The 20322-nt window shown below is 49.8% G+C and carries 12 protein-coding genes; 6 read left to right on the forward strand and 6 right to left on the reverse strand.

Going from position 1 to position 20322, the window contains the following annotated elements; all coding sequences use genetic code 11:
• Positions 1-21 precede the first annotated feature (21 nt).
• Positions 22-2148, reverse strand: coding sequence for a S9 family peptidase (locus E4T81_RS06705; protein WP_135042668.1), 2127 nt, complete (start codon positions 2146-2148; stop codon positions 22-24).
• A gap of 142 nt (positions 2149-2290) precedes the next feature.
• Here E4T81_RS06705 and dnaB point away from each other — a divergent pair, with 142 nt between their 5' ends.
• From dnaB to nhaA, 5 genes are all read left to right on the forward strand, one after another.
• Positions 2291-3838, forward strand: a complete 1548-nt coding sequence (dnaB, locus tag E4T81_RS06710) for a replicative DNA helicase (protein WP_135042670.1) — start codon at positions 2291-2293, stop codon at positions 3836-3838.
• A 181-nt stretch (positions 3839-4019) separates the two neighbouring features.
• Entirely contained in the window at positions 4020-5078 is a 1059-nt protein-coding gene (locus tag E4T81_RS06715) for a leucine-rich repeat domain-containing protein (RefSeq protein WP_135042672.1), read from the forward strand.
• A 114-nt stretch (positions 5079-5192) separates the two neighbouring features.
• Positions 5193-6980: a translation elongation factor 4 gene (lepA, locus tag E4T81_RS06720; protein ID WP_135042674.1), complete on the forward strand. Its 1788-nt coding sequence runs from the start codon at positions 5193-5195 to the stop codon at positions 6978-6980.
• Positions 6981-7006: 26 nt separating this feature from the next.
• Complete coding sequence (locus E4T81_RS06725; RefSeq protein ID WP_135042676.1) at positions 7007-8053, forward strand: glycerate kinase; 1047 nt, start codon at positions 7007-7009, stop codon at positions 8051-8053.
• A 64-nt stretch (positions 8054-8117) separates the two neighbouring features.
• Positions 8118-9512: a Na+/H+ antiporter NhaA gene (nhaA, locus tag E4T81_RS06730; RefSeq protein ID WP_135042678.1), complete on the forward strand. Its 1395-nt coding sequence runs from the start codon at positions 8118-8120 to the stop codon at positions 9510-9512.
• A 7-nt stretch (positions 9513-9519) separates the two neighbouring features.
• Here the strand turns inward: nhaA and E4T81_RS06735 are convergent, their stop codons facing one another.
• The 4 genes from E4T81_RS06735 to E4T81_RS06750 all read right to left on the reverse strand — a co-directional run bounded on the left by E4T81_RS06735 (position 9520) and on the right by E4T81_RS06750 (position 18485).
• Positions 9520-10713 (reverse strand): esterase, encoded by a 1194-nt coding sequence (locus E4T81_RS06735; protein ID WP_135042680.1) that lies wholly within the window; start codon positions 10711-10713, stop codon positions 9520-9522.
• Between the two features lie 30 nt (positions 10714-10743).
• Entirely contained in the window at positions 10744-11703 is a 960-nt protein-coding gene (bioB, locus tag E4T81_RS06740; protein ID WP_245207027.1) for a biotin synthase BioB, read from the reverse strand.
• A 131-nt stretch (positions 11704-11834) separates the two neighbouring features.
• Positions 11835-17465, reverse strand: coding sequence for a C10 family peptidase (locus E4T81_RS06745; protein ID WP_209308164.1), 5631 nt, complete (start codon positions 17463-17465; stop codon positions 11835-11837).
• A gap of 315 nt (positions 17466-17780) precedes the next feature.
• Positions 17781-18485, reverse strand: a complete 705-nt coding sequence (locus E4T81_RS06750) for a DsbA family oxidoreductase (RefSeq protein ID WP_135042684.1) — start codon at positions 18483-18485, stop codon at positions 17781-17783.
• Between the two features lie 138 nt (positions 18486-18623).
• On the opposite strand from E4T81_RS06750, the gene E4T81_RS06755 reads away from it, so the two are divergent.
• On the forward strand, positions 18624-19034 hold the full coding sequence (locus E4T81_RS06755) for a hypothetical protein (protein WP_135042686.1): 411 nt from the start codon (positions 18624-18626) through the stop codon (positions 19032-19034).
• On the opposite strand, the gene E4T81_RS06760 is transcribed toward E4T81_RS06755, so the two are convergent.
• On the reverse strand, positions 19028-20299 hold the full coding sequence (locus tag E4T81_RS06760; protein ID WP_135042688.1) for an NAD(P)/FAD-dependent oxidoreductase: 1272 nt from the start codon (positions 20297-20299) through the stop codon (positions 19028-19030). The genes E4T81_RS06755 and E4T81_RS06760 overlap by 7 nt on opposite strands.
• Positions 20300-20322 lie beyond the last annotated feature (23 nt).

The raw sequence follows: 20322 nt of genomic DNA on the forward strand, positions 1-20322 counted from the left end.
CCTCTTTTTATGTCACAAAAGTCAGTTGGATGGGGTTGATTCCGGAGCGGGCTTCAGCCAGCGGTCAAACCAGCGGAAGAACAGACGCTGCCATAATATGGCGTTCTGAGGCTTGAGAATCCAGTGGTTCTCATCCGGGAAGATGACCATTTCGGCAGGGATGCCACGAAGTTTGGCGGCATTAAACGCCATTTCGCCTTGCGACGAGAGTATACGATAGTCAAATTCTCCATGAGAAATCATAATCGGGGTGTCCCACTTGTCAACAAAACGATGGGGTGAGAGCGCAAATGTGCGCTGTGCGGTAGCATTGTCCTTACGCCAGAACGCACCATAGTCGGGAGCATCGGCGCTGTTAGCAGGTGCGTTTGACGCGCCACCGCCCATATCCCAGTTGGCAAACCACATCTCTTCAGTCTCAAGATACTGGGCCTCCATGTTGAATATACCGGCATGAGCGAGAAGAGCCGAGAAACGATGGTCGTGATTGCCGGCGAGCCAGTATACAGAGAATCCGCCGTAGCTTGCTCCGGTAGCACCTATTCGCTTCGCATCTATGTAAGGATACTGCTTCATGTAATCGACAGCGGCAAGATAATCACGCATGTTCTGACCACCGTAGTCACCTGAAATCTGAGCATTCCACTCTGTGCCGAAACCGGGAAGTCCGCGACGGTTAGGGGCAATGATTACATAGCCGTGAGCAGCCATAAGCGCAAGATTCCACCTATAGCTCCAGAACTGGCTTACAGCCTGCTGAGGACCGCCCTGACAATAAAGGAGAGCGGGATAGGTCTTGGTGCTGTCAAAATCCTGAGGATACAAAGCCCATACAAGCATCTCCTTGCCATCGGTAGTCGGGACCATCTTTCTCTCGACTCTCGGCATCTTGAGCTGCGCAAAAATATCGTCATTCACATGAGAAATCAACGTAGTCTTTTCAGCCGATGCGAGGTATATCTCATTAGGACGAAGCATCGAATGACTCATCACGACAAGTTCGCTGTCCGACACCGGAGAAAGCCAGTCGTAATCACATTCACCCTGAGCGATTACCGACACCGTGCCGTCAAGAAGCATCGAGAATACGGGACGTACACCGTCACGGTAAGCAAGGAAAAATAGTCCGCGGCTCGAAGGCTGCCATGCGATGGCATCAACGGTATAATCCCAATCGGCAGTAAGATCGCGCTTCTCTCCCGTAGCGAAGTCAAGTATAAAAATGCGATTCTTGTCGCTCTCATATCCGTCATGCTCCATAGAGAGCCATGCCAGCATAGACCCGTCGGGCGAGAACACAGGATTGGTGTCATATCCCATCATGCCCTCGGTGAGATTGTCGGTCGACTTTTCCGCAACATCATACAGGAATATATCAGAATTGGTTGAAATGGCATATTCCATACCGGTCTTTTTGCGCGACACATAAGCTACCTTACGGCTGTCGGGCGACCAGGCAAACGATTCTATCCCGCCAAACGGCTTCACAGGCGACTCAAACATCTCTCCCTCCATGATGTCGACCGGATTGCTCACCTTCTTGCCGTCAAAGTCAGCAATGAAAGGATGAGGTATCTCTGTCACCCACTCGTCCCAGTGCTTGTACATCATGTCATCGATAATTCTGCCGGTAGCCTTGGGAAGGTCGGGATAGGCATCCTGAGCAGTCTGAGCATACTTTACATTAGATATAAGAAGGATTTTTGATTCATCTGGCGAAACAAGGAATCCCGACACACCCTTCTCTACCGAACTTACACACTCCCTGCCGGAACCGTCGGCATTCATCACCCACACCTGGCTCACCCCGTTTTCGGGATAAAGGAATGCAATCTGCTTGCCGCCGTTAATCCACACTGCGTTACCCTCCGATGAAGCGGTGCGCGTGATTCGCTGCACGTCACTGCCGTCGGTATTCATCACATACAGGTCATTGTTTGACTTGTTTTCCTCTACACTTTCATAAGAGACGCCATATAGCACTTTCTTGCCGTCGGGAGAAACCACGGCACCGCTTACACGACCGAGAGCCTCAAGCGCGTCGATGTCAAACACCCCGTCGGCACTCTTGAAGTCAGTCTTGTCGATGATTTTCTCATCACCCCCATTATTGGCACACGAAGCAGCCGTAACGAGCAGAGCTGACATAAAAACATGTTTAAAATAGTGATACATATCTGTAAATAATTATTGAAAAGTTACCGCTTTTTGATGATGCAAATATACTAATAATCCGCTAAATTTGCATTACCAATATTTTTGGCAAACAACAATCAATCCTACAAGACCAATGGCTGACAACAATCAATCATATACAACAGGCCGCAATAAGCCACGACATCAATCACTTTACGACACCGGTGGAAGGGTCATGCCCCAGGACAAGGAGGTCGAGGAGGCTGTGCTCGGAGCCCTGATGCTTGAGAAAGACGCCTACACTACAGTGTGTGACATTCTCAAGCCGGAGTGTTTCTACGAGCCCGCCCACCAGCGCATCTATGAAGCAATCCAGAGCCTCGGCGCGTCACAGAAGCCGATCGACATGCTGACTGTGGTCGAGCAGCTGCGACTCAACAACACGCTTGAAGAAGTAGGCGGCCCGGTGGTCATCTCGGAACTGACCTCCCGAATAGCGTCAGGAGCCCATGTCGAATTTCATGCCCGCATCGTGGCGCAGAAATATCTTGCAAGAGAGCTCATCTCTTTCGCCTCGTCAATCGAGGGCAAAGCTTTTGACGAGAGCAACGATGTCGACGACCTCCTGCAGGAAGCCGAAGGAAAGCTTTTTGAGATTTCCCAGCGCAACGTCAAGAAAGATGTTACCCAGATTGACCCTGTAATCAGCCAGGCTATCGAACAAATACAGGCGGCGGCAAACCGCACTTCGGGATTGAGCGGACTGGAATCGGGTTATCATGAACTTGACAAACTCACCTCCGGATGGCAGAACTCCGACCTTATAATCATCGCCGCGCGTCCTGCAATGGGAAAGACGGCGTTTGTATTGTCTATGGCAAAAAACATGGCGGTCAACTATAACACGCCTGTCGCCATATTCTCTCTTGAGATGTCCAATCTTCAGCTTGTAAACCGACTTATAAGCAATGTATGTGAACTTGAAAGCCAGAAGATAAAATCAGGACAGCTTACACCGATGGAGTGGGACCAGCTGATGACAAGGGTAAAACACCTGTTCAGCGCACCGCTGTACATTGACGACACCCCCTCGCTATCCATTTTCGAGCTAAGGACAAAGGCACGACGTCTTGTGCGCGAACATCAGGTGAAATTCATTATCATCGACTACCTGCAGCTCATGAATGCCTCGGGCATGAAATTTGGCTCGCGAGAGCAGGAGGTAAGTATGATTTCGCGCTCACTCAAGCAACTTGCCAAAGAGCTCAACATCCCCATCGTCGCGCTGTCGCAGCTTAACCGTTCCGTCGAGTCGCGTCAAGGCGGCGACGGAAAGCGACCTCAGCTTAGTGACCTTCGTGAATCGGGAGCGATCGAGCAGGATGCCGACATCGTTTGTTTCATTCACCGACCCGAATACTATACACGTTCTTCAGAAGACGCGTCAGGCAACGACATCCGCGGACTCGCCGAGTTCATCGTGGCAAAACATCGTTCTGGCTCTGTCGATGATGTAAAGATGCGCTTTAAGGCAAAGTTTGCCCGTTTTGAGAACTGGGAAGAAGAAGACTCAGGCTTCTCTACCGGCACTGTCGGGTCCAAGCTGAATGACCTCCAGGACACCGACCTGCCGGCATCGCAATTCTCAGGCGGCACTGCCGATTTTCTCAGCGCCGCCGACGACTCCCCCGCTCCGTTCTAAGACGACACATATATTGCAATAACTTAATTTTAACATTTTGCAAAACCTTAGTATTTAAGCCACCGGCGACAATAAATGATGCTGAAATTCATTTACATGGACTAATTTTTCGTAAACTTTTACGAGTGCATATTGTTTTAGGATTAAAACAACATTATTAAACTCAACTATTTCAAAGTTTATGAAAAAAGCATTATTCATGATTGCTCTCATGCTGGGTAGCGTGACTGCTTTCGCACAGAAGATGGACAAAAACGAGGTGAAGCAGCTGCAGAACTTTTTGTCACAGCCGGCTGAAAAAGGAGGAACCAATGCCACTGCATTGAAAATCACTGATCTCAAATCGCCTGCCACTTGGGAAGGCGTTACCGTAACCAACGGAAAGGTGACTGCAATCGAGTGGAAAGACAAGCACCTCGCAGGCGACCTTGACCTTTCCGGATTTACTGCCCTTACAAAGGTTGATGTCTCACGTAACGCAATCACCTCACTGTCAGTTGCCGGTGATGCAGCCCTTACAGAGCTCAACGCTTCACGCAACAAGCTCTCCTCACTGACCCTCAATGGCAACAACTCACTGGTGGACCTGAAGATATACCGTAACCGTCTTACCGACCTCGACATCACAGGAACCCCGCTGCTCAACAATCTTAACTGTTCAAACAATCTGCTTGTCGAGCTAAGCGTGGCAAACTCCACCACCTTGAAGACCCTCAACTGCCAGGGATGTCATCTTGAGTCACTGAATGTGCAGGGATGCGCGTCACTAAAGAATCTCTACTGCGGATATAACAAGCTGACAAGCATCAACCTGTTTGGTGTCGAGAATCTTCAGAACCTCAACATCGACGACAATGAAATCAGCAACATGATTATCTCTGGTCTTCCTACCCTGAGCACATTCATCTGCTCCGACAACCGCATGACATCACTTGCACTCCGCGACTGCCAGGCTCTTATCGACATTGTATGCTCTTACAATGACCTTACAAGCTTCACCGTAGAGGGATGCCCCAACCTACAATATGTCGACTGCTGCTACAACGACCTTACAAGTCTTACTCTCAGCAACCAGACTTTCCTGCAGCGTCTTATCTGCAACAACAACCAGCTCCAGATGCTCGATGTTTCGTTTGACCAGGCTCTTACCTATATCAACTGCCGTTACAACTACATCACCGACTTCCGTACAATCGGTTGCAACAACCTGACAATGGTAGCCTGCCAGTGGAACTACTAAACAACCGGTCACACCGCACACTGCGGACTGACTGACCCCATACAGGGAGCGCGGCACTGACCGCGCTCCCTTTTTCTTTGCATATTCCATGCTTTTTCCGTAATTTTGCACTCTATGAAACATATCAGAAATTTCTGCATCATCGCCCATATTGACCACGGCAAGAGTACACTTGCCGACCGTCTGCTTGAGTATACCGACACCATCGCCGCCAAAGACATGGAAGCACAGGTGCTCGATGACATGGATCTTGAACGTGAACGAGGCATCACCATCAAAAGCCACGCCATTCAGATGGAATATACGCTTGACGGTGAAAAATATATATTGAACCTGATTGACACCCCGGGACACGTCGACTTCTCCTACGAGGTGTCGCGCTCGATTGCTGCCTGCGAAGGCGCATTGCTTATCGTCGACGCTTCACAGGGCATCCAGGCGCAGACAATCTCCAACCTCTACATGGCGATTGACAATGACCTTGAGATAATCCCCGTCATCAACAAAGTCGACCTCGACAGCGCCAAGCCCGATGAAGTGGAGGACCAGATTGTAGACCTGCTCGGATGCAAGCCGGAAGAGATAATCCGCGCATCAGGAAAAACAGGCATAGGCATCCCCGAGATACTTAAAGCCATCATAGACCGCGTACCGGCGCCCAAAGGCGACCCCGAAGCGCCGCTGCAGGCTCTCATATTTGACTCTGTGTTCAATCCGTTCAGAGGCATCATCGCCTATTACAAGATTGTCAACGGAAAAATCAAGAAAAACGACTTCGTCAAATTTGTGTCCACCGGCAAGGAATATCATGCCGACGAGATAGGAGTGCTCAAGCTTGACATGTCACCGCGCGAAGAGCTTTCGGCAGGCAATGTAGGATATATCATCTCAGGCATAAAGACCTCGCGTGAAGTGCGTGTCGGCGACACTATCACTCACGTCAACTCACCCTGTGACAATGCGATTGAAGGATTTGAAGAGGTAAAGCCGATGGTATTTGCCGGAGTATATCCAATCGAGACCGAAGACTTTGAAAATCTCCGTGCCTCGCTCGAAAAGCTCCAGCTCAATGACGCGTCACTGACCTTCCAGCCTGAATCGTCAATGGCACTCGGATTCGGATTCCGATGCGGATTCCTTGGCTTGCTCCACATGGAAATCATCCAGGAGCGTCTCGGCAGGGAATTTGACATGGACGTAATCACCACCGTGCCCAACGTGTCTTACCGTGTCTTTGACAAAAAGGGAGAGATGACCGAAGTGCATAACCCGTCAGGTCTGCCCGACCCTACCCTCATCGACCATATCGAAGAGCCTTACATAAGGGCGTCAATCATAACGGCAGCCGACTATATCGGCCCGATCATGACATTATGTCTCGGAAAACGCGGCGAACTTGTAAAGCAAGAATACATATCAGGCAACCGTATCGAGCTCATATTTGACATGCCCCTCGGCGAGATAGTCATCGACTTCTACGACAAGCTGAAATCAATCTCCAAGGGCTACGCGTCATTTGACTATCACATCCATGATTTCCGCGCGTCAAAGCTCATCAAGCTTGACATCTTGCTTAATGGAGAAAGTGTCGACGCGCTGAGCACATTGACCCACGCCGACAATGCCGTAACGTTCGGACGCCGCATGTGTGAAAAGCTGAAAGAACTGATTCCCCGACAGCAGTTTGACATCGCGATACAGGCTGCGATAGGCGCCAAAATCATAGCCCGAGAGACAATCAAGGCTGTGAGAAAGGATGTGACAGCAAAATGCTACGGCGGTGACATCTCCCGAAAGCGCAAACTTCTTGAAAAGCAGAAGAAAGGAAAGAAGCGCATGAAGCAGATAGGCTCCGTTGAAGTCCCGCAGAAAGCATTCCTTGCAGTGCTGAAACTCGACTGACAAAGCCGGCAGAATACAATCCGGTCATGCGCATCGTAATCGCACCTGACAAATACAAAGGCACCCTTACCACAGTCGAGGCAGCCGAGGCCTTGCGTGAGGGGGTGCTTGACGTGTGTCCGTCGGCAGAAATCCATATTGTGCCTATTGCCGACGGAGGTGAGGGCACTGCGGCTATTCTTGCAGCGGAAATGGGATTTACCCGCCATTCCGCCATGCTGCATCCACCGCTGCCCGGTCTACCTATGACAAAGGCCACCTATTATTTCAGTGAATCGGAGCGTGCCGTGCTGTTTGATTCAGCTACAGCCATCGGGTTCTCGCTTATCCCGGAAGAAAAACGTGACATAATACACTCCTCCTCCGCCCCGGTGGGAGAGCTGTTGCATATCCTTCGCCAACGCCATGATTTCATATCGGCTTTCATCGGGCTTGGAGGCACAGCCACCTGCGACGGAGGGATGGGCATGGTCATGTATCTTGCCAAAAACAAGATTCCCGTGCCCTCGATAGTAGGGCTCTACGACGCGGGCGTGCCACTCGTTGCTGAAGAAGGCAAGCCGTCGGCACTCTCTTTTGCACCACAAAAAGGCGCCGTAGCCGCCGACATGAAATTTCTTGAAGCAAGACTGCGTAAAGCGGCAAGCATGATGCCCGCAGGTAATCCCGACACTCCGGGAGCAGGCGCAGCAGGCGGACTCGGATTTGCAATTCTCGGGCTTGGAGGACAACTGTGCCCGGGAGTCGATGTAGTCGCAGGCACGCGCATAAGCCGCCTTGACCCCGACCTGGTAATTACAGGAGAAGGACGCATCGACCGACAGTCGGCAATGGGGAAGGTGCTTTCCTACTTCATCGATTATCACAGGAAACACGGCACACCTGTCGTTGCTGTAGGTGGATGTGTCGACCCGTCATGCGGACTTTCAGAACACTTTTGCGAAATAATCGCGGCTGACTCTTATGAGCCGCGCGATGTAAATCCGATAACCCCGCAAGTTGCCTCATGGCGACTGAAAGAAGCCATAGCCGACAGACTTCCGGCAATATTAAAGTCAACAGGACTCGCGTAGACCCTTAAACAGCCTTTATGTTTTGATTGTTATAGTGAAGTAATGACTATTTATTGCTTCAACTATGAGTTCGATACATGACGAAAACCCGACTTTCCCGACAAAAGTATACTATTCGGCCAAACGCTCGTTAAGCCGACACGCATCAGGAGGAAATGTGCTCATCGGAGCCACCATGCTTGCCCTTATTGTCGCAAACCTTCCGGGCATCAGCGACCTGTACAATGACTTCTGGAATCAGGAAGTAAGGCTTCAGGTAGGGTCATTCAACATATTCAGCCATGCCGGACACCCTATGAGCATGCTGCAATTTATCAACGACGCCTTGATGGCGATATTCTTTTTCACTATCGGGCTTGAGATAAAACGCGAGGTGCTTGTCGGCGAACTCAGTTCATTCAAGCAGGCGCTTCTCCCCATAATCGCAGCTATAGGCGGCATGATTGTCCCGGTGGGAATATACATGCTGCTAAGTTCCGGCACCGACTACGCCGACGGAGCGGCAATCCCGATGGCCACAGATATCGCATTCTCTCTCGGCATACTCGCTATGCTCGGCAGCAGGGTGCCCATCTCACTGAAAATATTCCTCACCACGCTTGCCGTGGTCGATGACATCGGCGGCATAATAGTGATTGCGTCATTCTATTCATCCCACATAGAAATAATGTATATCCTATATGCGCTTGCGCTGCTTGGAGTGCTTCTGCTCGGTTCAATATTACGCATACAGAGCAAGATATTCTATCTGCTAATCGGCACAGGCGTATGGTATCTTTTCCTGAACTCGGGCATTCACCCTACGATAGCCGGCGTCCTGATAGCATTCTGTATTCCTGCCACACCGGTATTCGCGCCAAAGAAATATGTTCAGATGATACGTAAATCAATATCCCACTTCAATGCCGAAGACGATGAACTTCTCAACCGACGCTCAATACTCAACAAGGACCAGATGAACTGGCTAAAGGAAGTCGAGACAGCATCAGATAAAGTAATATCACCGCTGCAAGACCTTGAAGACTCGCTGCATCCTATCGTCAATTATCTGATAATCCCGATATTCGCCTTTGCCAATGCCGGAATAACTCTGTGGCACATGCAACCGTCGGCTATATGGAGCGGAATAGGTCTCGCCATAATATGCGGACTTGTACTGGGAAAGTTCCTCGGAATATTCCTGTTTACCTGGGGAGCTGTCAAACTGAATCTCGCCCCGATTCCCGACCACACCAACTGGAAAATGATTGCTTCAATAGCAATGCTTGGCGGCATCGGATTCACCGTGTCGTTATTCATCGCCAACCTTTCATTCGGCGGTCTTGGCGCCCACGGGCTTGAATTGCTCAACAATGCAAAGCTCGGTATCGTCGTAGGCTCTCTTCTCGCCGGCGTGCTTGGATTTCTGCTGTTGCACCACTTCCTGCCCAAAACACCCTGTGACGAGCCGGAAGATTAGCTCCCGTTCATCGGAACAGGAGCGGAAGGAACTCGGTCAGATAAATGCGCCAGTTTTTCCAGATATGTCCGTCGGGCGACTCTACATAGGTATAGGGATAGCCGTTTGAGTCAAGCACTTCGCGAAATTTTTTATTCTCTTCATAGAGGAAATCCTTATCGCCTATCGCCACCCAGAAGAGTTTCGGGTCAGCGGCAAACAATGACGCGAGTTTTCCGGGGAAATCGGCATACACCTCCGATGTCACATTATCTCCGGGCAAAATCTTAGCCGAAAACAGCCCTACATAATCAAATAGCGAAGGATACTCCTTTGATATGTGTAATGAATGGAAGCCACCCATCGAAAGACCTGCGATTGCCCTGCCGTCTTTCTCAGGGATAGTGCGGTAATGAGAGTCTACGTAGCCGATAACCTCGGGGAATGTAGCCTCAAACGTCCCGTCCATAGTCCGCGGACGCTGTGCCACCGGCTGGACAAGGCCTTCGGAAGTCTCTCCGGGAGCAGCTTCCTGCGATATATTTCCGTTGGTCATCACGACAATCATCGGTTCTGCCTTTCCCTGCGCGATAAGATTATCGAGAATCTGGGTCGCACGTCCCAGCTCGCTCCACGCATTTTCATCACCACCCATGCCGTGCAGAAGATACAGCACCGGATAGCGTTTTTCGCCATTTTCATAGCCGGCAGGAGTGTAGACAGTCATTCGGCGGTCCATGTCAAGCGAGTCGCTATGATACCACACCTTAGACACTGTTCCGTGGGGCACTTTATTGACCTTGTAAAGGTCGGCCCTGTCGCCTCCTATGATAAAGATATTGGACAATGAAGATATGTCACGCAACAGGTAGACATTAGACGGGTCGTTGATGCGCAGCGAATCAACCATAAACGTGTAGCTGTACAACTCTGGTGAAAGAGGCGCTGTCGTGGTGTATTCCCACACCCCGTCGGTCCCGCGTTTCATGTCGGCATAGCCGGGAGCGTCAAATGCGCCGAAAGGGGTGTCAATCTTATTGGTGGGAAGAAAGTCGCCGGTCACCTTGACATCGCGTGCCCCGGGAGCATTTATACGGAATGTCACACTGTTGTCATCATGTATTTCCGGAGACACCACGGGAGCTGAGCTCCACAAAGCCTGCTGTGCCTGTAAACAAAGTGCCGCCATCGACACCATCGCTGTAAAAACTGTCTTTTTCATTGCGTAAGTATTATTGCTGTATATAAAAAATCATTCCTTGTATCCCGCTTTCCGGAAAAGAGCCTTATCTTCTGCAACTCCGTTTCCTACGGTAGTAAGCATGTCGCCCATAAGCGCTCCGTTCATGCCGCCGCGCAATATGCGCTCCATAGCCTCTTGCGACAGCCTCATCCTTCCTCCCGCAAATCTCAACGTAAGTTTCGGGGCTATAAAGCGGAACAAAGCCACAGTGCGCACAATCTCCTCCTCTTCAATCAACGGCACATTTTCAAGCGCCGTGCCTTTGATAGGATTAAGTATGTTGACCGGGATAGAGACCGCTCCGGCATTGCGCGCCTCCTCGGCAAGCATAAGACGCTGTCTCATAGTCTCACCCATGCCTATAATTCCACCGCAACACACCTCCATGCCCACTTCTCTTGCAAGAGCGATTGTGCGCAGCTTGTCGGCGTGGGTATGAGTCGTACACAACAACGGGAAATAATCCGATGAAGTCTCAAGATTACAATGATACCGCTTCACACCCGCATCATAAAGAGCCTGAAGCTCATCGCGGTTGAGCAGCCCCATAGAGGCACACATATATAGTCCCGTCTCATCCGCGACTTTACGGTATATGTCGCAAAATCTATCTATGTCACGCGGCGACACCTTTCTTCCGCTTGTGACAAGCGAATAGCGCTTCACTCCGGCATCGCTGTTAAGGCGAGCCGCATGCAAAGCCGTATCTGCCCCGACGAAGTCATACTCATCAACGCCTGTCATGTGACACCGCGACTGCGCACACCACTTGCAATCTTCCGAACATCGGCCCGATCTTGCATTAACGATAGAACACGTATCAATAATGTCGCCACACCAATGGGCTCTTACTTCATCAGCAGCATCCGCAAGAGAGTCGGCGGAATAATTGTCATTCAATTCAAGCGCCTCTTCTATCGAAGCCGGGATTCCGGATATAGCGCGCTCCTTTACCTTTTCAAGCATCATGCAAGTATAAAACTTAAATGTTAGTTTACTTTTATCTATGCGAAGATAATTAAAATGCCGATAAGAGCCAAATGAAAAGAAGGATGCCCGTATAAACAGACACCCTTCTCGGAGAATTATCCAACAATTTATTATATCGCTATTTTAAGCCCGGCGACAACATAAACGCCACGTTCCAAAGTCACAGTGTTGCGACCCGGACATAATTCAACAGAGGTTATCTTACGTCCCGACAAGTCATAAAAATCAAGACTTCCCTGATTGTCGGCAACGACTATTACAGAATCTCCGTCGCGATAGAGTCTGATACCGTCACCAACCAAAACCGGCACTTTATCAAGCGACACTGTAATATCCTTGTCAATCTTGAGCACGTCGGGAGCCATATCATCAACAGCGCGCAGATATACCGACGACGGGGTCAGCGGCTCACAATCTTCAGTCTCCATGACCTTGCTGAACACCTTGCCTTCGTCATCAAGTAGATAATCTCCACTCTCGACATCCTTGGAGCGATAAACGCCATACAATGTAAAGTTCTTGCCCTCTTTCACAATCTCTCCGGCAGCAGGCGTAAACGGCACGTCATATACAGTCTCGTCAGAAGTGCCGACTGCCTTGAATGAGATTTCCGACAGTCCGGTCTCCTCACCGTTGAGACGCACGAGATAAGGTGTATTTGCGCTGAAAGATGATTGCTGAGACAAGCTTTCAGAATCATTGCCTGTGAATGAATACAGTCCGAGCTCTCCTGACTCCTCTCCTATTTCATGAGCAACTCCGTCGACATATATCTCTCCGGGTACAAAAGGCAATACCAGTCCTTTCCAATGACCCTCATCACCGCTCTCTACAACCGAGCGGTAAGTTATGCTCTTGTCGCCAAGACGGAAACTTCCGGGAGTAGAGAATGCCTTATCACCCTCAAGCAAGATGTCATTAACGGCGATTCTGGTACCGTTTCCATTATAGATTATGTTACCTGCATCAGTCAATGACGCGGCAAGAGCAACGTCAGACACGAATATAAGGCAGTTAGGATTTACGCCGGCAAACGATTTGGCGTCAATGCCGCCCGCATTGCCGTCACGAGTCATGGCCCGGCTTACTCCGGTATCAGCGCCCGATGAGTTTAGAACAATGACAGTAAGGTTGTCGCAGCCGTTAAACGCTCCCTCGCCGATTGATGATACCGACGGTAATGTTATATTCTCAAGTGACTGACAGCCGCCGAAAGCATTCTTTCCGACCGACAATACACAATCAGGAATATTCACGCTGTTAAGATCTGTCATACCGGCAAAAGCGTCATCAGGAATCGACTCGTTAGTTATACCGGAAAGGTCTACCGACTTGAGCGAGGTGAAATTTTCCTTGATTGTATTGAAATCGTCATCGCTCATCTCGCCGGTCAGCCCTATTGACTCGATGTCATCCACGTCGGCACTATCTATCGCGCCAAGCTCGTCGGCGCTGATTACCGCCCCGTCCTTCGGCACGGCTGTAATGCTTACTCGAGTGTCGCCCTGCAGGTCAACAATTGTATATACACCATTTTCATCAGGCGACAGCAACTGCTCCCTAAGCTCATACTCCGGCGATAGTCCGGTCTTGGTCATGACCTTTGTCACGGCATTCACCTTTATATCCATGCCCGATGACTGAGTGTTGACAACAAAACTATAGTTCTCCCCTTCGCGGTACAATGTAGGCTTCGCAGATGATTCAGGGTCAAACAGCCACATCTCAACATTCTTCCATTCATTTTCCTCCGATACATTCAACAGAGTAGCCTCTATGCCTGCCGGGGCGACAAAATCAATACCGTAGTAGAACACCAAATCAATCACATGATTCTGCGGGCGTCTAAGTGAAGTATCGGAAGAATCCGCCGGGTTAAAAACCACTCCGTGCTGACCATACTTCAAATATGACGAGGTATAGGTGATATCCTTCCGGTTGTCATATAATTTAAACGCAACACCCGGACGCATCACCTCATTGTCTTTGCTCTTCAGATCGCAGTTTGGCAAGCCAAGTGTCACTGAAGTCTGAACTTCCGGATAAGGAATCTTTGTCAATATGAATGCTTTGGGATTAAAGTTAAATACCCTGGTAGGATCTATCTGGATGTTAAAATACACCGCCGCCGACTCGATTGTCAGCTCATTCCAGTAGGTAGCCTTTTTATAAGCCTCCACCGCCTCTCCCGGCACCTCAAGAGTTATCGCGGCTACATTCTGCGGGAAAGGATTCATGCCAAGTTGCGCAGGAGTCTTACCAAGCGCTATAATCTTATTCAGTGAACGGCATGAGGTAAATGCACCTGCCCCGATATATGACACATTCTCCGGAATGGTAATTTCGGTAAGACTCATGCAGCGAGAAAACGCGCTCGCCTCTATGCGTTCGAGAGTAACAGGCAGAATTATTTTATTCAACACCGTCGCAACTGTCGGCTTACTTGCCGCAAACGCGTTGGATGGAATCGAGTTGGGCTTACCCTTACCGGAAGCCTTGATCTCGACGTCAGCAAGATCCAGGGCCTTTATCGTAGACGCGTGATTACTGAAAGCCTCAAAATCGGCAGTAGTCATGACACCCACCACCTTCAATCGCTCAGGACATTGCTCGATTTTACTTGCGAGCTCTCCCTCACGCACATTCACCACGGTATAGGTATCGGTGCCTGCGGGGTTTACCTGTATAGCGATGTCAAGGTCTTCTGTAACGGCAGGGATAGAAAGATTACCCACCGATTGATTGACCACCTTATTTATGCCGTTTACGGTAATAGTGATTACATCGTCAACCGACACGGGCGTAACCTTCAAAGAGAACGGCATACCTCTCACGACTTGCGTCACAGCACCTTGAATCGAAGCGCCCTGCACGCTTTCAGGCATAGTCACCGTATGATATATGACCTTATTCCCTACTGCCGCAATGCTGTCGCTGACTTCTCCGCTTTCAGCCTTGACGAGTCGCCATGTCTTCTTATTGTAAGAGGTGACAATCATTATGCTGTTTCCCTCGCGCACTGAAGCATCCTTGACCATGCAGTTAAAATTGCATGGCAGATTGCCATGATTGGTATAGGCATTTGTCACTATCGGGGAGATAATCTCCTTTATGTTTCCTTTACCGTCAGTAAGCGCTGCCGCATAAAACATCGACGCATCGTCGCCTGAGGGTATTGCCAAGGCATTTGCCCTGATAGAGAATGCCTTGCCGGGCACTACGTTAATCACATCGGTAACAAGTCCGACACCACCTGCCGCACCTGTAATCTTCCACACCGATGCACCGAGAGTAGCCTCAGGCTGCCTGGTCACCGTGTATATCAGCACATCCTTGTTGACGATAGTCTTATAGACCCCTGTCTCATCAGGGAAGAGACGGTCACTGTTGGCATAAACCTCAACTGTCGCATCGCCGAATGAATCATCGGTGGCGACTGTAAATTTATATTCCGAGCCTACAGGGACTTCGCTTCCTGTCGTAAGAGGAGTAAACATTACACCGCTGGCATCCTGAAATTTCACATCACAGGCAGTAACAGGCACAGGGTTTTCCTCAACTATTTCATGAAATTCATTCCAGTTTTCCGCTTTGCGATAAGCCGCCGCTGCGCCGACAGGCACGACAAGACGTGACTTCGGGCTTCCGACAAACACACACCAGTTAATCCATGCGGGAGCCGACCGGCGTAAGACAACCTCAGTCAAATCACCGCAGTTAAGGAATATATTGTATTCATAAGTAGAGACTGACGACGGAATCTCTATCGAGCGCAGACCCGCGGCATTGAAACATCCGTTTTTCAACGTAGTGAGCTTATTTGGCAGAATTATCGTATGCAGGCTGCCGCATCCCTTAAATGCGTTTGCAGGTATGGCATTTGCAGGATTGGCTCCGGAAGCAGCAATCTCGACATTGGACAAGTCAAGACGCTCAAGACGCATACGCTCGCGCATAAACGTGAAATCATTCACGTCGATAGTTCCAAATAGAGTGAGGTCAGTGATTGTACCGGCATCCGTGTCACTAACAAGTGAAGCGAGTGAGCCTGCCGACACCCACAGATTACGCTTGCTCACCACCTCCGCCGCATTTTGGGCGATAATGCTTATATCCTGGTCCTTGTTTACATTTTTCAGTCTATACACATTTCCCGAAGCGGGAGTGAGGATAAATCCGTTTGCCTTGACTGTCACAACCTTGTCGGCTGCGTCAGGAGTAACCTTAAATTCATAGTCACGACCCTTGATTACCCGGCAATCACCGGCTACTATGTCAACGCCCTCGACTGCCGAAGGAATATTTATGGCAAAATAAGGTATTTCATTTCCCTTGGCAGGAATCTCTCCGATTACATTAAGCTCGGAGGCGACAGGGAGATATTCACCGGCTGCATTTATAGTGGCAAGACGTACAATATCGCCTGCGGAAACCTCACATCCGGAGGGGACGGCACAGTCAATATCCACATAATTGACCGTCTGCAACGATGACAGCGATAAATTGCGCTGACCGCTTAGCTCACATTTAACGGCGCCGTCAGAATCAAGCAGGACAACGGCAATCTTGCCTTTATAGTCGGCAGTCGAAACATTTTTCAACGCGCCGGCCCGCAAAGTGAATTTCTCTCCGGGCAAAATGTCGGTCACATCGATAGTCATACCCACCTGATTACCGTCGGCAGTAAGATGAACGGGCGACCATTCAATAGCCGACTGAGCCGGCTTTATATTATACACAATCGTGTTAAGACTGTTAAAGTTGTAATCGCGGCTCGCCTGTGGAGACAGATTGTCGGAGGCGAAATATCCGTCGGCAATGCCTCCCCAGCCCCAGTTGATATGGAAATAGACAGTAGTGCCGTCATATTCATATCCGTCACACACAAACGCATGACCTACCGAGACATCCTGACCGCAATACAACACAGGACGGTCGGCATCAATCTCCGACATGACAAGCCGGTCCCATTCCTGACGCTCCATCTCGGTGCCCTTCTTGTAAGAGACCCCGGCATCATATCCGAAATGGTCAATCAATGCGCCCGGTACTCTCACCTCAAAAGCGCTTGACCCTGACATACCGAAATCGGTAAGTATGGACTGTGCCGCATGAGACATGAGCAATGCCACAGCATCACCTTCATCTCCGGTATAGCCATATTTATAATTGTCGGAACGCATTTTATCCCAATCATAGGCGACATTGAAATCCACATCCCCGAGAGTTCCTTTTCCACGCTCAGGCCAGTTGTGATATTTCATTATTATAGCCATTGCCGTAGCTACACATCCGGTAGCCTTACGCCCCGGAATCAAGTTATTGAACGGAGAGTCCTGGCTCCATTTAGCCGTAGGCAACACCTTGTTGCTTAGCGCCCTGCCGTAGATTCGGCGCACGACACTACGGTCAGCCATCATTACAGCCGAAGCGGGATGACCGATCACCGCCGACACGTTGTCGGGGACATCATCGACATCATACACGCTGTCATAAGAATATCCGATCACAGGCATATGGCTGTCATCAGCCGAGATTATTACAAATCCATTGCCCTCGACAGCACCGAATACATAGCAAACCGCTTCACCACGGCTGTCGGTCTTTGTCTGAATACAGGTCAAGGCTGATTCATCGGCAAGACGTCCGTAGCCCCTGTCAACAAAGAAGTCTACGGCGGCACTCTTAGCCTCCCGCTCTGTCAGGAGTCGCGCCTCAGCCGAATTAGCCTGTAAAATCACACACAACGAAATAATCAAAAATTTTAGGTAATGTGAATACATGTTTTTATAAATTTACTATAAGATTTTTTGCACTTACAACATAAAGTACCATTCACTAATAAATCACCAGCACTTTTACCCGGCAAAGGTAAGGAAAATCATTAGTATTCTACACTTTTACCACAAAATTTAGGAAATATTTTCAATGTGATAAATTATGGATATACCGGATTGCGGCAAAAAGATAAGACCCCTTCTAAGAATAAAGGGAAGCCGGTCGTAATGACGTCACCTGCTTCCCCTATGAACTTTCTGTATTAACAAGCGGCAAAATCAGAGCCGGCAGCCGTCGGGGCCACACTGATGAGCCTCCGCCGCCTTCTCGTCGGATGCCGACTGAAGTTTCATGGCACGCATGATAGCGTGCTTGAAATCCTCTACCGACAAAGCTCCCGGCACATCAAACTCCCCGGCAAACATAAAGTACGGCACTCCGCGCACCCCCTTGTAAGCCGCCTCCTGCTCGTCGGCACGTACATCATCCACAAAACGGTTGCTCGCAAGCATCTCCCTTACTTCATCACGATTGAGTCCGGCGTCTTCAGCCACTTTCAACAATGTCGATTCATCGGCAAGAGGGAGATTGTCGGTAAAATAAGCGGCAAAAAGACCGCCGTTAACCTTGTCAGCCACCTCCGGGTCACCCTTGCTTACCGCAAGTTTATATAACCGGTGGGCGTCAAGGGTGTTGGTATACTGTGCCGACGCATATTTGAAATCAATCCCGGCATCCTGCCCCATACGGGAAATTGTGTCAATCTTGGCAAGTGCCTGCTCTCGGGTCACGCCATATTTAGTCGCGTATCGGTCGACCGCATTGGTCATAACGGCAACCGGGGCATTGGGGTCAAGTTCATATGCCCTGGCGTCAAACTCTATCTCATCTTGCAATCCAAGTTCCTTGATTGCCTGACGCAATCTAACCTCTCCTATATAGCAGTAGGGACACGCATAATCGCTCCAAAATGTAATTTTCATAATTTGAGTGTTTTAGGGTTATATCTCGGAAACAACAGTCATGAGAAATGGTTGAGGCCGGAAACTCAATTTAACGTGAAGCAACTATCTGCCACATATTTTCATTAAATTTGCAGCAGTTAATCTCATCGCATCTCAATGAAAAGTGTACTGAAGAAGATAATGTGGACAGCGATAGCAGCTGTGGCAATATTTATAACCGCACTCATAATACGCGTCATCTGGGAACAACGTCAGCTCGACGCCGGGTCAAAACGCATCAATGCCGTCATCGAGCAGGTAAGCCGCGTGCATCACGAGGAACACATGCAAAAAGTCGGCAGACACCGCTACCGCAAGATGCCTGCCTACACTGAGACCATAATACATTACACATATGTCGTGGACGGAAAATCCTACAGTGATGACATCAGCACACGGCACCCCATGCTGCGACGCATATGGAAAGGCGACTCCATTCCGGTCAGATATGCGCTCTCCAATCCTGAGATACACCGGGCGATGCCCGACAGCATCCGCAAAAACCGCCGTCCGGCATTTGCCTACTGATGGCTGCGTAGCGGATAACGGCTCGGACGGAATAACAGCCGCAAAGAAGTGGGATAAGAGAAATATGCCCACACCCAGTTGGTCAGCACGACAAGCTTGTTACGCATCCCGAGAAGCGAAATCAGATGGATGAACATCCACACGAACCATGCCACCACACCTGTCAACTGGAAATGCTTCAGATCGGCAACCGCCCTGTTGCGTCCGATGGTAGCCATCGACCCCTTGTCCTTGTAGGAAAACTCATTTTCCATCATGCCCCGGTTAAGATTTTTCGCGAGGTTGCGTGCCTGCTGGATAGCTACCTGCGCCAACTGCGGGCATCCGCGCGGATACATTTCATCACAGTGGAGGGCTATGTCGCCGAGAGCGAAAATGTCGTCATGTCCCTCCACGCGGTTGTAAGCGTCGACCAAAATCCTGTTGCCCGCGCCGCGGGGAAGCTCGCCATTCTCTATCTCCGGGGAGTCGCCGGTCACACCTGCGGTCCATATGACCATTCCGGAATACTGACTCGACCCGTCGGCAAACGTAAGCACATTGTCATCATAAGACTTCATCGACTGCTTCAACACCACATTGACCGACAATTCCTTCAGATATTTAAGGGCAAAACGCGACGCCGTCTCGCTCATCGTGTGCAGCAGACGGTCTGACCCCTCGACAAGAGTTATCACAAGCTGCTCCGGAGGGATTGACTTATACTCGCGACGCAATATATAGCGCTTCATCTCGCCAAGTGCGCCCGCGACCTCCACTCCTGTGGGGCCGCCCCCTATCACAGTAAAACTCAACAACTTCTTTCGCTCATCGTCATCACGACATATGCTCGCCCTCTCAAGCCTGTCGAGTATCTCGTTGCGGCAACGTATCGCCTCGCCCGTGCTTTTGATTGTAAACACCCGCTTATAGAGGTCGTGCATGTTAAAAAAGTTATTTGTCGTCCCTGTAGCTATCACAAGTTTGTCGTAAGGGATAGTCTCATATCGTGTAACCACCTTTTTCCCCGCCACATCTATCGACTTCACCTCACCCATGTGATAGGTCGCCGCATTATCCATCTTGCGCATCTCGCGCCGAAACGGAAACGAGATGCTCGCGGGCTCAAGTCCGGAGGCGGCAACCTGATAAAACAGAGGCGGAAAACTATGAAAATTATTGCGGTCGACAAGCGTGACGTCATATCGTTTACGGTCAAGCCTCTTCACCAGATTGATTCCGGCAAAGCCGCCCCCTATCACCACTACTTTTTCTTTAGAATCCATACTATATGTTATTTTTTTCAAAA

The organism is Barnesiella sp. WM24 (assembly GCF_004570975.1).
Taxonomy (GTDB): domain Bacteria; phylum Bacteroidota; class Bacteroidia; order Bacteroidales; family Muribaculaceae; genus Muribaculum.